The sequence below is a fragment of the Streptomyces sp. NPDC006197 genome (assembly GCF_040613865.1).
Taxonomy (GTDB): Bacteria; Actinomycetota; Actinomycetes; order Streptomycetales; family Streptomycetaceae; genus Streptomyces.
In genome coordinates this window covers 25277-38390 of the sequence record NZ_JBEXSZ010000008.1, presented here as the reverse complement: position 1 = coordinate 38390, position 13114 = coordinate 25277, and the positions used below count along the sequence as shown (strand labels likewise).

The following is a 13114-nucleotide window of genomic DNA, read 5'->3' as shown; positions in this document are numbered from 1 at the left end:
CACGGAATCGCGGTCAGAGCCCTGCAAACGGCTCTGACCGGACTTCCGTGAAGTCCTGGTTCGCCAATGTCCTGGCCACAGCTGATGCCGGTCTGGCTCACTGGTGCGCCTATTCAGGTCGTTTCCGGAGGTCCACCGAGCGAGAGCCGCTTGGTGGGGGTATGTCGTTGCGTGCAAGGTGGCCTTGGGATCCATGAGGAGATCAGCTATGTACGCAGTGATTCGGCGTTACGAAGGAGTGACCGACTCTGCCGAGGCGGGACGTCGAGTGGACGAGGGATTCGTGCCTCTCCTGCGCCGGGTCCCCGGTTTCGTGGCGTACTACTGGGTGGACGCCGGGGACGGAGTGATGGTCTCCACCAGCGTCTTCGAAGACCGGTCCGGGGCCGAAGAGTCGATCAAGCGGGCGGCGGACTTCGTGAGGGACAACCTCGCGCCGCTGCTCCCCAACGCTCCTCAGGTCACAGCCGGCCCGGTTGTGGCTGCGGGGTAGCGGCCTGCGAAGTGAGGAGCGGGGCCCCACCACCTCCACTCCTGCGACCTGGCCCTTCACGGGACTCCGGCCAGAGCCGTTTGCAGAGATCCTCGTCACCGGTGCTCCGAGGCTGATGCAGGAGTTGTCGACCACCCGCACCGCGGCGAGTCCCTGACGCGATCCCCCGTGTGCGTGGCTCAAGTCATCAGGGCTCGGACGGGCATGGCGATGTAGAGGGCCAGCAGGCCGAGACCGGCCGCTCCGAGAGTGCCGCCGCCGTCGGTGAACGTGCCGGAGAGGTAGGGCAGGACGAGCAGCAGGAAGCCGGTGATCGCGGCGGCGTGGACGGTCTGGTCCAGCGGGGACCACGCCTGTTCCTGGAGGCTGTCGGCGTCCGCGCCGATCGCGGTGGGGAGCATGCAGGTCAGTACGAGGAGCAGGGGGAGGAGGCCGAAGGCCAGACCGGACAGGGTGATTCCCCATGTGCGGTTCAGGTAGCGCTCCAGGTCCGTCCCCTCCTCGACCACGCCGCCCAGTTCCGGTGCGGTGGGAGCCCACAACAGGTCCACCCGGCTCCCCGGCTTGGGCCTCGCGGCGGTGGAGGCGTCCTCGATACGGACCTGTTCACCGCCCGGTACGGTCAGGACCAAGGTGGCGTTGTAGCCCGTCACCTCGTCCTCGTCGTTGCGCTGCTCGTGGATGTTCTCGACCTTCACCACCGTCGCCGTCGTGTGCGCCGCCCCGGCCCGTACCAGGGAGCGGACGTGGTGCGAGGTGTGGGCACGGCTGAATCCGCCCAGTGCCACCACAGCGAGCACGACGAGAAGCCAGACGAGCGACTGGCGCAGGAAGACCCACGGGATGCTTTCGTACTCGTACGAGGCCAGGCGCCGGAACAGGCTGGGCCGCTTCCGGCAGGGCCGGGCAGGCCCCTTCTCCAGGGAGACCGCCGACGTCCTCCACGCCTCGTCGTCCCCCCACTGCGGAAACCAGCCGAAGTTGTCGTCGGCCCACCAGAGACACAGTGCGAGCACCCGCAGCCACACCAGACCGACCACGGTCCAGGCCAGCGGTACGAGTCCGGGGACCGGGAGGGGGACGCCCGCCGGAAGGCCGGTCGCCCAGAGGGCGAGGACGGCCGCCGCCGCGTAGGCGAGCACGCTTGATATGCGGACGAACCATGCCGACACGATTCGTTCCCCCTGGTGATCGACGACGAGCGATGGCGACGGGGAGTATCGCAGTCGCCGGTCGGGCGGCGGCGTGCGGGGAGGGGCGGGCTCTCGATCGGAGATTGCCTCTCCTTCACAGTGATGTGGAAGGCCGCGTCTCCGCCGGCCCTGACGCGCCGAGCCGGGGAGCGGGGTGGCACGGTGACTCTTCTGCTCGCGCTCGCCCTCACCCTCGCGTGTGCCGTCTTCGTCGCGGCGGAGTTCTCCCTGACCACCGTGGAGCGCGGTGAGCTGGAGCGGGCCGCCGAGGGTGCGCCGCGGGCCGTCCGTGCAGCTCTCCGGTGCCCAACTGGGCGTCACCGTCACCTCCCTGGTGACCGGCATGCCGGCCGAGCCGTCCCTGGCCGCGCTGCTGCGCGGCCCGCTGGAGGCGATCGGCCTCTCGTTCGTGGCCACCGTCCTCGGTGTGGCGGTCCCCGCCGGCGTCGAGGGGCAGCTCGCTGTCGTCCACCCAGGAACCCGGCGGCAGCGAAGAGCACGCGGACCGGAGTGAGGCAGGGCAGCGGGCGGCCCCGAAACTTCGGGAAGTTTTCGGGAAAACAGCCGCCAGAGGCCGCCTCTGACCGGATTCAGCCGGACGGATCCAGCCACCAGGGGTGCCCTTCCCGGCACCCTCGCCCTAGGTCGAAAACCACCCCTGACCAGCAAAAAGACCCTCCCGAAGGAGGGTCTTCGATCTTGCGCCCCCGGCAGGACTCGAACCTGCGGCCAAGTGCTTAGAAGGCACCTGCTCTATCCACTGAGCTACGGGGGCCGGGTGGTGGCCGTGTGGCCAGGAGCCCCTGGTGGGTGGGGTGTGCCTGCCGGGACAAGGATAGGGCTCCGATCGCCTTGGCCCGGTTGCTTCACCTGCGTGGCACGATGTGGAGGTTCGGTGAAGCGAACCGATAATCGCAGGCAGGTGCGATTCGCGCAGCGGTTTTCACGTCGCTCGGGGCGGGTGTTGTGCACTCGTTATGCCCGACCTTCCGGTCGCCGCCCTTCTCTTCGGCGCGCAGGGTCCCCATACGCTTCAAAAACACTCATAAATTGGGCATTCTTCGCATGTGGTGACCTTGGACGAACGGCCTCAGCTGATCGACGCACTCTCCGCCCTGCGCGACCGAGTCGCCGCCGTGCGTCTCCCACTGCCTCTCCCCGACACGCCCCGCGCCCGCCAGACCCGGACCGAGTTGCTCGCCCAGCTCGACGACTACCTGGTGCCCCGTCTGAAGGACCCCGACGCCCCGCTCCTCGCGGTCGTCGGCGGATCCACCGGGGCCGGCAAGTCCACCCTCGTCAACTCCCTTGTCGGGCGCCGCGTCAGCGAGGCGGGAGTGCTCAGGCCCACCACCCGGACACCCGTGCTCGTCTGCCACCCCGAGGATCACCACTGGTTCGCCGGCCTGCGGGTGCTCCCGCAGTTGACCCGCGTCTGGCTGCCCCAGGCCGACGAGGACCACCCCGTCGACGAACCCGCCCCCGAGGAGAACGCGCTGCGCGTCGAGACGGCCTCCTCGCTGCCCCGGGGGCTCGCCCTGCTCGACGCGCCCGACATCGACTCCCTCGTCGTCGAGAACCGGCTCCTCGCCGCCGAGTTGATCTGCGCCGCCGACGTCTGGGTCATGGTCACCACCGCCTCGCGGTACGCCGACGCCGTCCCCTGGCACCTGCTCCGTACCGCCAAGGAGTACGACGTCACCCTCGTCACCGTCCTCGACCGCGTCCCCCACCAGGTCATCGGCGAGGTCTCCCGGCAGTACGAGGCGCTGCTCGCCAAGGCCGGTCTCGGCCACGTGCCCCGGTTCACCATCCCCGAGCTGCCCGAGTCCACCTGCGGCGGCAGCGGGCTGCTGCCCGAGAGCGCCGTCGCCGAGCTGCGCGGCTGGCTCGCCCACCGCGCCCAGGACCCGGCCGCCCGCCAGCAGGCCGCCGACCGGACCGCCTCCGGGGTCATCGACTCCCTCGACACCCGGCTGCCCGAGCTGGCCGGCGCGGTCGCCGCCCAGTACGCCGCCGCCGTCCGGCTCGGCGGCGTCGTCGAGACCGCGTACCGCGAGCAGGGCAAGCGGGTGCGCAGGGAGCTCAGCCGCGGCGCCGTCCTCGCCGGCGACGCCCGCACCCGCTGGCGCGCCTACCCCCGCGACAGCACCGCCGAGGAGCTCCTGGACGCCCTCACCGAGTCCCTCGCCGCCCTCCTCCACTGCGCGGTCTCCGCGGCCGAGGAGCACGTCCGGGACGCCTGGCGCCGCGAACCCGCCTCCGAGCCCCTCGGCCCGCCGAGGGCCGGCTGCGACCGGGAGGCGGCGGAGCGGATCGGCGTGGAGGCGCGCCGCTGGCGCCGCGTGCTCGAGGAGCTGGCCGAGGAGGAGGTACGGGGCATCGACCGCCTCTCCGGCTCCCGTCTCTCCGGCTCCCGCTCCTCCGGCGCCGTCCCCGAGCCCGACACCGTCGCCGCGCTCCTCGCCGCCTCCCTCCTCGGCGGCCGCCGCGCCCGCGCCGCCGGCGAACGCCTCGCCGAACTCCTCGGCGCCCAGACCGCCCTGCGGCTGCGCGACAAGGGCGGCGAACTCGTCCTCTCGTACGTCGACCGCGTCCTGCACGCCGAGCGCGACCGCCGCCTCGCCCCCCTGGAGGCCCTCGACGTGACCCCCGAGCCGCAGGCGGAGCTGATCGCCGCGCTCTCCGTACTGCAGAAGGAGAAGTGACGTGATGGACGACGACCGGGAGCGCGGCCGCTCGCGCTGGGACGACGGGCTGATCGCGCGGCGCGCGGCCGAGCGGGCCGCCGACAAGACCGCCGCCGCGCAGGAGAAGGTGCCCCGGCCGCAGGAGGAGGACGCCCTGCCACCCCTCGGCGGCAGCTACGGCGGGCCCCTCCGCCGCCGCCTCGACGCCCTCCACGAGCTCGTCGGGCTCTCCCGCACCCGGGTCGAGAGCGAGGCCCTCGCCGAGGCCGGACGCGTCCTCGACGAGGCCGCCGCCCGCCAGCGGCTCTCCTCCCGGCACACCGTGATCGCCGTCGCCGGAGCCACCGGGAGCGGGAAGTCCACGCTCTTCAACGCCCTCGCCGGCGTCCCCGTCTCCGAGACCGGACTGCGCCGCCCCACCACCTCCGCACCCATCGCGCTCAGCTGGTCCGACGGCGCCGCCGGACTGCTCGACCGGCTCGCGGTCCCCAGCAGGCTGCGCCGCCGCCCCCTCGCGGGCGGCGCCGGCGACGCCGACCTCCAGGGGCTCGTCCTCGTCGACCTGCCCGACCACGACTCCGCCCTCACCGCCCACCGCGACCAGGTCGACCGGGTCCTCGGCCTCGTCGACGCCGTGATCTGGGTCGTCGACCCGGAGAAGTACGCCGACGCGGCCCTCCACGAGCGCTACCTGCGACCCCTCGCCGGGCACGCCGAGGTCACCTTCGTCGTCCTCAACCAGATCGACCGGCTCGGCACCGAGGCCGCCGACCTCGTCCTCGACGACCTGCGCCGCCTCCTCGACGAGGACGGTGTGGCACTCGGCGAGCACGGCGAACCCGGCGCGACCGTCCTCGCCGTCTCCGCCCTGACCGGCGAGGGCGTCCCCGAACTGCGCGAGTCCGTGGCCCGGTTCGTCCAGGAACGCACCGCTCCCGAGCGCCGCCTCGCCGCCGACGTCGACGCCGCCGCGGCCCGGCTGCGCCAGGCGTACGTCGCCGAAGGGCGGTCCGGCCTCGACGAACGGGCCCGGGACGCCTTCACGGACCGGCTCGCCGTCGCCGTCGGCGCCCAGGCCGCGGGCGAGGCCGCCGAGCGGGTCTGGCGCCGGGGCGCCATCCGCGCCTGCGGCACCCCCTGGCTGCGGCTCTACCGCTGGTACGAGCGGATGCGTGCGCACGGCTCCACCGACCCCCGCCTCGAAGTCCCCGTCGAGGACGAGCTGACGGCCCGCCAGCGCGTCGAACAGGCGGTACGGATCGTCGCCGACGAGGCCTCGCGGGGCCTCCCGGTGCCCTGGGCCCAGGCGGTGCGCGAGGCGGCGGTGCGCGGGGCCGAGGGGCTGCCGGAGGCCCTGGACGAGCTGACGGTCTCCCTGGGGGACCCGGCCGCCCGGCCGCCCCGGCCCGCCTGGTGGCCCGCGGCCGTCCTCGCCCAGGCGGTGATGACGCTCCTGCAGATCTTCGGCGCGCTGTGGCTGGTGGGGCAGATCGTGGGCGTCGTCGAGCCGGGTCTGCTGCCGCCGGTCCTCGTGATGCTCGGCGGGATCATCGGCGGCCCGCTCGTCGAATGGGCCTGCGAGGGCGCCGTGAAGGGCCCGGCCCGCCGGTACGGGCAGGAGGCCGAACGCCGCCTGCGGGAGGCGGCCGCCGCCTGCGGCCGGGCCCGGGTCCTCGACCCGGTGGCGGCGGAGCTGATGCGCTACCGGGAGGTGCGCGAGCAGTACGCGACGGTGGTGGGCTCGCGCCCGCCGACGTCCCGGATCGTCCTCGGCGGCGGCCGCTCCGGCACGAGCCGACTGGGCGCGACGCGGGTGGGGGCGCGGGTGAGGTAGGCCCCCGGTGGAGTGTGGGCCGTGGGCTGTGGGGCGGTTCCCCCTCCCGGGTGAGGGGGCCGTCCCCAAGCGCGTGGTTGTCCACAGGCCCGAGCGGGGTGCGCCCGGCCGCCCCAGCATGGTTCCCACGGGGTGTCCACGCAGCAGGACACCGGGAGAGTGGGGGCGAACCATGAACGACACGACCGTGACGCTCGTCGGGAACGTGGCGACGGCGGTGGAGTACCGGGACACGGTGGCGGGCGGGGTGGCCCGCTTCCGGTTCGCGGTGACCGCGCGCCGCTGGGACCGGGAGCGGGGGCTCTGGTCCGACGGGAACACCAGCTTCTACACGGTGTCGGCCTGGCGCTCGCTCGGCGCCAACCTCGCCGCCTCGGTCTCCGTGGGGGAACCACTCGTCGTGCACGGACGGCTGAAGGTCCGTGAGGAGGAGCGCGACGGGCAGCGCAAGACCTTCGTGGACGTGGACGCGGTGGCCGTGGGGCACGACCTGAGCAGGGGGACGGCGGCCTTCCGGCGCTCTGCCCGGACGGAACCCAAACCGCAGCCGGAGCAGGACCCGTGGACGGTGGCGGCGGAGGAGGGAACGGCCGTGACACCCCAGTTGGTAACCGCGTCCTGACCTTGTGTTGTGGGGATTTGTCGACCAACTCGCTTTGCTGATAACGATTCCGAGACGGAATGGTTATCTGACTACATGACAGGGCACCCGGGGGCTCCGCATCCCTAGGATTCCCGGATACTCATGTGGCACATGAGCCCATTGAGTCTGTGAGTCTTGCTGGCGGGTGCTCCCCCCACGCGAATCGACCAAGTTCGCGGAGCGTCTCGCCCGGAGGGGAATCCAATGTTTTCAGTTCGTGGGCGTGGCGTTGCCCGTCTCGCCGCCGCGATCCTGGTCTCCGGCCTCGTCGCGACCGGTGCGATAGCGACCGCCGGCCCGGCCCTGGCCGATGAAGGCGCCCCGGGCGCCGGCGGTGTCACGGCGAAGTTCGGCGGTTTCACGGCGGACCGGGGTTCCGTCGAGATCACCGAGAAGAACGGCGAGAAGCGGCCGGTCACCGGTGGTCTGTTCAAGATGGAGGTCGACGGCGGGGGCACCCTCTTCACCTACTGCATCGACCTCCACACCGAGGCGAAGCACGACTTCGACTACAAGGAAGTCGGCTGGGGCGAGTCCTCCCTGCACAACAACGGCAACGCGGGCAAGATCCTCTGGATCCTGGAGAACTCCTACCCGAAGCTGTCCGCCGAGACCCTCGGCGCCAAGGTGGGCGCCGACCTCTCCAAGGGCGAGGCCGCCGCCGGCACCCAGGCCGCGATCTGGACCCTCTCCGACAACGTCGTCGCGACGCCGGAGGACGAGGACGCCGAGAAGCTGAAGAGCTACCTGCTGGAGAAGGCGGTCGAGCTCGACGAGCCGACGGCCTCCCTCAGCCTGTCCCCGGGCACCGTGGCGGGCAAGGCCGGCGAGAAGCTCGGCCCGATCACCGTCACCACCAACGCCACCGCCAAGCTCGCGGCCGCCCCGGGCGCCCCCGCCGGCGTCCAGGTCGTCGACAAGGCCGGCAAGCCGGTCACCGAGGCCAAGAACGGCGACCAGGTCTACTTCGACGTCCCGGCCGGCACCGCCGACGGCACCGCCGAGCTGACCGCCGAGGCCACCACCAAGGTCTCGCTCGGCCGCGCCTTCGTCTCCATCGACGGCCCGTCGCAGACCCTGATCCTGGCCGGCTCCAGCGACTCCACCGTCACCGCCAAGGCCTCCGCCACGTGGGCCAAGAAGGGTGCCGTCCCGTCCGTCACGGTCGCCAAGGACTGCGCCAAGGGCGGCCTGGAGATCGTCGCCGGCAACAAGGGCGACGAGGCCTGGACCTTCGACCTGAAGGGCACCTCGTACACCGTCGGCGCCGGCGAGACGAAGACCATCGCGGTCCCGCTCGCCGAGGACGAGGCGTACAAGTTCACGATCACCGGCCCGAACGACTTCGAGGAGACCTTCGAGGGCGTCCTGGACTGCAAGACGGCCACCCCCGGCCCGAAGCCGTCGGAGACCCCCTCCACCACCCCCTCGGCCACGCCTTCCACCCCGTCGACCACGGGCGGTACGACCGGTGACACCACTGGTGACACCACCGGCGCCACCACGACCGGTGGCGGCGACCTCGCCGAGACCGGTGGCTCCAGCGCCACCCCGATGATCGCCGGCATCGCCGCCGCGCTCGTCGTGATCGGCGGCGGCGCGGTGTTCTTCCTCCGCAAGAAGAAGACCGCCGGCCAGTGAGCCCAGCCCCGGTGCCGGGCCCACGCCCGGCACCGGGCCGAAGCCCGACCCCACGGAGTGAGGCGCTGACGCCGCGGAGCGATCCGCCCCCTGCGCACCCCACCCCGTGACCCCGCACGACCCCGGCCGCACCCGCGCCCGGGGTCGTCGCACGTCCGAGGGGCCCCTCACCTACCGGTTCGCACCCAGGGGTGGCGGTCAGGCAGGAAGGGGACTTCGGGATCACGGTTGAGGAAGGTGAGAGGGGGGTGGGGTCCGAGCTGAGGGTCCCGAAGCGTGAAAGCTCAGGGACCCCTACGGTGCCACCCCCCTTGGCCGCCGTGTTCCCCGGAGGAACATCGAACCGGCTCAACCTTGACCACGACGCTACAGACGACCACTGACAACGCCCCGAGACAGGTTGCACGCCATGGCTGACTGGCCCCTCCACTGCCCCGAGTGCGACCGGCCCATGGAGTGGAAGGGATACGTCCTCTGCCTGCGCGAGGAGGACGGGAAGCGAGTCTGTCGCTCCCTGTGGCGTTGCCCGGAGCGAGTTCTCTGGTGGCACTGGGCCGACCGCGAGGACGAACCGCTGGAGCGCTGCCCCTTCCCCGACCTGGTCCGCTGACACCACGGGCGACACCAAGAAGCCCGGGTCGGCGGACGGGTGGGCGAAGGCCGGGCCGGACGCCGGCTTCGCGGGCTACCTGGTGACTGCCCGGCGTGCCACGGACCTGCCGGAAGGCGCGGCCGCCGGCGACCGACAGTGACGGATCGGCTACGAGGGCGACCCGGGGACGTGCAGGTCAGGTGGAGCCCGGCCTACTGGTTCGCACCGGGGGGTGGCGGTCAGGCAAGATGGGGTGTATCTGCCCACTCACTCTTTGCCGGACGGTTTCTCTTGGCTGAGTACATCTACACGATGCGCAAGACGCGCAAGGCGCACGGCGACAAGGTCATCCTGGATGACGTGACGCTGAGCTTCCTGCCGGGTGCGAAGATCGGTGTGGTCGGCCCGAACGGTGCCGGTAAGTCCACCGTTCTGAAGATCATGGCTGGCCTCGAGCAGCCGTCCAACGGCGACGCGTTCCTGTCGCCCGGCTACTCCGTCGGCATCCTCATGCAGGAGCCGAAGCTCGACGAGACCAAGACCGTCCTGGAGAACGTCGAGGACGGCGTCGCCGAGATCAAGGGCAAGCTCAACCGGTTCAACGCGATCGCCGAAGAGATGGCGACGAACTACACCGACGAGCTCATGGAGGAGATGGGCAAGCTCCAGGACGACCTGGACCACTCCAACGCGTGGGACCTCGACGCCCAGCTGGAGCAGGCCATGGACGCCCTGGGCTGCCCGCCCGGCGACTGGCCGGTGAACAACCTCTCCGGTGGCGAGAAGCGCCGCGTGGCGCTCTGCAAGCTCCTCCTGGAGGCCCCTGACCTGCTGCTCCTCGACGAGCCCACCAACCACCTCGACGCCGAGTCGGTGAACTGGCTGGAGCAGCACCTCGCCCAGTACAAGGGCACCGTCGTGGCCATCACCCACGACCGGTACTTCCTCGACAACGTCGCCGAGTGGATCCTGGAGCTCGACCGCGGTCGCGCCCACCCCTACGAGGGCAACTACTCGACCTACCTGACGAAGAAGTCCGAGCGCCTCAAGGTCGAGGGCCAGAAGGACGCCAAGCGCGCCAAGCGGCTCAAGGAAGAGCTCGAGTGGGTGCGGTCGAACGCCAAGGGGCGTCAGGCCAAGTCCAAGGCCCGTCTCGCGCGCTACGAGGAGATGGCGGCCGAGGCCGACAAGATGCGGAAGCTGGACTTCGAGGAGATCCAGATCCCGCCGGGCCCGCGTCTGGGCTCCATCGTCGTCGAGGTCGAGAACCTGTCCAAGGCCTTCGGCGACAAGGTCCTGATCGACGACCTCTCCTTCACGCTGCCGCGCAACGGCATCGTCGGCGTCATCGGCCCGAACGGCGCCGGCAAGACCACGCTCTTCAAGATGCTCCAGGGTCTGGAGACCCCGGACTCCGGCTCCGTCAAGGTCGGCGAGACCGTCAAGATCTCGTACGTCGACCAGAGCCGCGCCAACATCGACCCGAAGAAGACGCTGTGGGCCGTCGTCTCCGACGAGCTCGACTACATCAACGTCGGCCACGTCGAGATGCCCTCCCGCGCCTACGTCTCCGCGTTCGGCTTCAAGGGCCCGGACCAGCAGAAGCCGGCCGGTGTGCTCTCCGGTGGTGAGCGCAACCGTCTGAACCTCGCGCTCACCCTCAAGCAGGGCGGCAACCTGCTGCTCCTCGACGAGCCGACCAACGACCTCGACGTCGAGACGCTGTCCTCGCTGGAGAACGCGCTCCTGGAGTTCCCCGGTGCGGCCGTGGTCATCTCCCACGACCGCTGGTTCCTGGACCGAGTGGCCACCCACATCCTCGCCTACGAGGGCGACTCGAAGTGGTTCTGGTTCGAGGGCAACTTCGAGTCGTACGAGAAGAACAAGATCGAGCGCCTCGGCCCGGACGCGGCCCGTCCGCACCGCGCCACGTACAAGAAGCTGACCCGAGGCTGATCACTTCATGGCGAGGCACATCTACAGCTGTCCCCTGCGCTGGTCGGACATGGACGCCTTCGGGCACGTCAACAACGTCGTCTTCCTGCGGTACCTGGAAGAGGCGCGGATCGACTTCATGTTCCGGCTGGCGCCGGGGGACGGTTCCCCCTCGTTCTCCGGCGGGTCCGTCGTGGCCCGGCACGAGATCGACTACGTACGGCCGCTGGTCCACCGGCACGAGCCGGTGACCATCGAGTCGTGGGTCACGAAGATAGGCGCGGCGTCCCTGACGATCGCGTACGAGATCAAGGACCCGGACGTCACGTACGTACGGGCCTCGACGGTCGTCGTGCCCTTCGACCTGGAGGCGCAGCGGCCCCGGCGGATCTCCGCCGAGGAGCGCGAGTTCCTCCAGGAGTACGTGGACGACGGGATGTCGTCCGCCGCATGACCGTGCTCGCTCCCCTGCACTTCGCCGACGCCAGGGAGGCGGCGGCCCTCGCCGCCTTCCTCACCCGGCTCGTCCACTACGACCGGGCCGCCGCCGTCCGCCTCCAGGCCGGCGGCGGGGCGCTGGCGGTCTTCGGACGGCCGCCGTCGTTCGAGGTGCTCGCGATCCGCACCGCCCGGCTCGTCGACGCGGTGGACCTCGATGTCACCGTCTCCGCCGGTGAACTCCTCGAAGGCATCGAGGAGTCGGCCGGCAAGGCGGTCGTCCCGGACTCCGTGACCGGCCCGCCGTGGACCGGGGTCCTCCCGCCGCGCGGCGGCTGGGAGCCGGTCCCCGGGCTGCCGGGCGTCACGGAGATGCGGGGTGCGGTCGCCGCCGCCGTCGCCGAGTTCCGCGCGCGGGACGAGGAGCTGACCGAGGAGCGGCGCACCCGGGCCGAGCGCGACGCCATCGGCCGCGAGATCTGGTCCCGGACCCTCGGCACCACCGGGCTGCCGCTGCGCGCCGTGCACGCCGCGCAGTCCCTCGGCTTCCTGCCCCCGGGGGAGGCGCCGACGGCCCTGTTCGCCTCCGGGCCGTGGCTGCGGCTGCGTACCCCGTACGGCTCGATCGCGCTGCGCACCGTGCCGATCGCGATGGGTCTCACCCCTCGGTGACCGACGTCCAGGTCGACGGGCCTCTCGGCGGGGACGAGCTCAACACCCTCTTCCACGCCGCCTGGCCCGGGCACCGGGACACCGACTTCGGTCCCGTCCTCGCCCGCAGCCTCCTCCGGGTCACCGCCCGCCGTGCCGGGCGGCTCGTCGGATACGTGAACGTCGTCGGCGACGGCGGCGTCCACGCCTTCCTCCTCGACACCACCGTCCACCCCGACGAGCGCCGCCGGGGTCTCGGCGTCACCCTCGTACGGACCGCCGCCGCGGCCGCCCGCGAGCGCGGCGCGCACTGGCTGCACGTGGACTACGAGCCGCACCTCGCTTCCTTCCACGAGCGGTGCGGTTTCCGGCGCACCGCCGCCGGGCTCATGGACCTCACGGGCTGAGGCCCTCCCTCGCGATCGCGGCCACCGACAGCGCCGCCGAGAGCACCAGCAGGGACGCCGGGATCACCGGGGAGCCGTGGGGCTCGTTGTCGCGGGCGAGGACCGGGTCCATGCGGCGGTCGGGGTCGTACGCGATCCGGACCGGGCCGCCCGGCTCGGCGATCCGCTCCTCGGCCGAGAACTCGACGGGATAGCCGCCGACGCAGTCCAGCGTGTGGTGGTACAGGGTCTTGGGGGCCGGCGCGCCCTCGCCGAAGGCCGGGTGGTGGGTCACCCGGACCTTGCCCACGACGACGCAGTCGGCGACCGCGCCGCGGACCGCGGAGTCCCGCGCCTCCACCCAGACCGCCGTCAGGCCCGCCAGGATCAGGACGACCGCGGCGATGCTGCCGCCCTCGCGGAAGAGCGCGTTGTGCGCCAGGAGCGCGACGGCGGTCAGCACGAGGCCGCCGCCCACCGCGAGCACGGTGGGCAGGCCGTGTGGGCTCCGCAGGCTCCGGCCCGCCCACCACCACAGGAGCGTTCCGGCGACGGCGGGCACGAGCAGCGCCCCGGCGTACGGCACGGCCTTGCGCATGGGCACCCCCGTGAACGACT

The 13114-nt window shown here is 71.8% G+C and carries 12 protein-coding genes, 1 tRNA gene and 1 pseudogene; 11 read left to right on the top strand and 3 right to left on the bottom strand.

Annotation, left to right across the window (positions count from 1 at the left end; translation table 11 throughout):
* Positions 1 to 208 precede the first annotated feature (208 nt).
* Positions 209 to 493: a hypothetical protein gene (locus ABZ318_RS04090; protein WP_356900928.1), complete on the top strand. Its 285-nt coding sequence runs from the start codon at positions 209 to 211 to the stop codon at positions 491 to 493.
* Positions 494 to 672: 179 nt separating this feature from the next.
* Here the strand turns inward: ABZ318_RS04090 and ABZ318_RS04085 are convergent, their stop codons facing one another.
* Entirely contained in the window at positions 673 to 1665 is a 993-nt protein-coding gene (locus ABZ318_RS04085; protein ID WP_356900927.1) for a DUF3592 domain-containing protein, read from the bottom strand.
* Between the two features lie 123 nt (positions 1666 to 1788).
* Here ABZ318_RS04085 and ABZ318_RS04080 point away from each other — a divergent pair.
* Positions 1789 to 2119: pseudogene (locus tag ABZ318_RS04080) on the top strand (hypothetical protein); the annotation flags it as partial.
* A gap of 269 nt (positions 2120 to 2388) precedes the next feature.
* Here the strand turns inward: ABZ318_RS04080 and ABZ318_RS04075 are convergent.
* Positions 2389 to 2461: transfer RNA gene (locus ABZ318_RS04075), tRNA-Arg, on the bottom strand.
* Between the two features lie 301 nt (positions 2462 to 2762).
* Here ABZ318_RS04075 and ABZ318_RS04070 point away from each other — a divergent pair.
* The 9 genes from ABZ318_RS04070 (at position 2763) to ABZ318_RS04030 (ending at position 12517) form a co-directional block, all read left to right on the top strand.
* Entirely contained in the window at positions 2763 to 4394 is a 1632-nt protein-coding gene (locus ABZ318_RS04070; protein ID WP_356900926.1) for a dynamin family protein, read from the top strand.
* Between the two features lie 4 nt (positions 4395 to 4398).
* Complete coding sequence (locus ABZ318_RS04065) at positions 4399 to 6210, top strand: GTPase (protein ID WP_356900979.1); 1812 nt, start codon at positions 4399 to 4401, stop codon at positions 6208 to 6210.
* Positions 6211 to 6382: 172 nt separating this feature from the next.
* A complete protein-coding gene (locus tag ABZ318_RS04060; protein WP_356900925.1) occupies positions 6383 to 6832 on the top strand; it encodes a single-stranded DNA-binding protein in 450 nt (149 codons plus the stop codon).
* A 225-nt stretch (positions 6833 to 7057) separates the two neighbouring features.
* Positions 7058 to 8494, top strand: a complete 1437-nt coding sequence (locus ABZ318_RS04055; RefSeq protein WP_356900924.1) for an LAETG motif-containing sortase-dependent surface protein — start codon at positions 7058 to 7060, stop codon at positions 8492 to 8494.
* Positions 8495 to 8903: 409 nt separating this feature from the next.
* Positions 8904 to 9104, top strand: a complete 201-nt coding sequence (locus ABZ318_RS04050; RefSeq protein WP_356900923.1) for a dehydrogenase — start codon at positions 8904 to 8906, stop codon at positions 9102 to 9104.
* A 273-nt stretch (positions 9105 to 9377) separates the two neighbouring features.
* Positions 9378 to 11042, top strand: a complete 1665-nt coding sequence (gene ettA, locus ABZ318_RS04045; protein ID WP_356900922.1) for an energy-dependent translational throttle protein EttA — start codon at positions 9378 to 9380, stop codon at positions 11040 to 11042.
* A gap of 7 nt (positions 11043 to 11049) precedes the next feature.
* Positions 11050 to 11475: a thioesterase family protein gene (locus tag ABZ318_RS04040; protein ID WP_123452396.1), complete on the top strand. Its 426-nt coding sequence runs from the start codon at positions 11050 to 11052 to the stop codon at positions 11473 to 11475.
* Entirely contained in the window at positions 11472 to 12131 is a 660-nt protein-coding gene (locus ABZ318_RS04035; RefSeq protein ID WP_356900921.1) for a hypothetical protein, read from the top strand. Before ABZ318_RS04040 ends, ABZ318_RS04035 begins: the two co-directional genes overlap by 4 nt.
* Complete coding sequence (locus ABZ318_RS04030; RefSeq protein ID WP_356900920.1) at positions 12128 to 12517, top strand: GNAT family N-acetyltransferase; 390 nt, start codon at positions 12128 to 12130, stop codon at positions 12515 to 12517. Before ABZ318_RS04035 ends, ABZ318_RS04030 begins: the two co-directional genes overlap by 4 nt.
* Here the strand turns inward: ABZ318_RS04030 and ABZ318_RS04025 are convergent.
* Complete coding sequence (locus ABZ318_RS04025) at positions 12507 to 13094, bottom strand: hypothetical protein (RefSeq protein ID WP_356900919.1); 588 nt, start codon at positions 13092 to 13094, stop codon at positions 12507 to 12509. The two genes, ABZ318_RS04030 and ABZ318_RS04025, sit on opposite strands and share 11 nt — an antisense overlap.
* Positions 13095 to 13114: the final 20 nt, after the last annotated feature.

What these genes read in the sequence shown, in the direction of transcription:
- ABZ318_RS04090 (WP_356900928.1), top strand. Translation starts at nt 209, where the DNA reads ATGTACGCAGTGATTCGGCGTTACGAAGGAGTGACCGACTCTGCCGAG.
- ABZ318_RS04065 (WP_356900979.1), top strand. Translation starts at nt 4,399, where the DNA reads ATGGACGACGACCGGGAGCGCGGCCGCTCGCGCTGGGACGACGGGCTG.
- ABZ318_RS04035 (WP_356900921.1), top strand. Translation starts at nt 11,472, where the DNA reads ATGACCGTGCTCGCTCCCCTGCACTTCGCCGACGCCAGGGAGGCGGCG.
- ABZ318_RS04060 (WP_356900925.1), top strand. Translation starts at nt 6,383, where the DNA reads ATGAACGACACGACCGTGACGCTCGTCGGGAACGTGGCGACGGCGGTG.
- ABZ318_RS04040 (WP_123452396.1), top strand. Translation starts at nt 11,050, where the DNA reads ATGGCGAGGCACATCTACAGCTGTCCCCTGCGCTGGTCGGACATGGAC.
- ABZ318_RS04050 (WP_356900923.1), top strand. Translation starts at nt 8,904, where the DNA reads ATGGCTGACTGGCCCCTCCACTGCCCCGAGTGCGACCGGCCCATGGAG.
- ABZ318_RS04055 (WP_356900924.1), top strand. Translation starts at nt 7,058, where the DNA reads ATGTTTTCAGTTCGTGGGCGTGGCGTTGCCCGTCTCGCCGCCGCGATC.
- ABZ318_RS04025 (WP_356900919.1), bottom strand. Translation starts at nt 13,094, where the DNA reads ATGCGCAAGGCCGTGCCGTACGCCGGGGCGCTGCTCGTGCCCGCCGTC.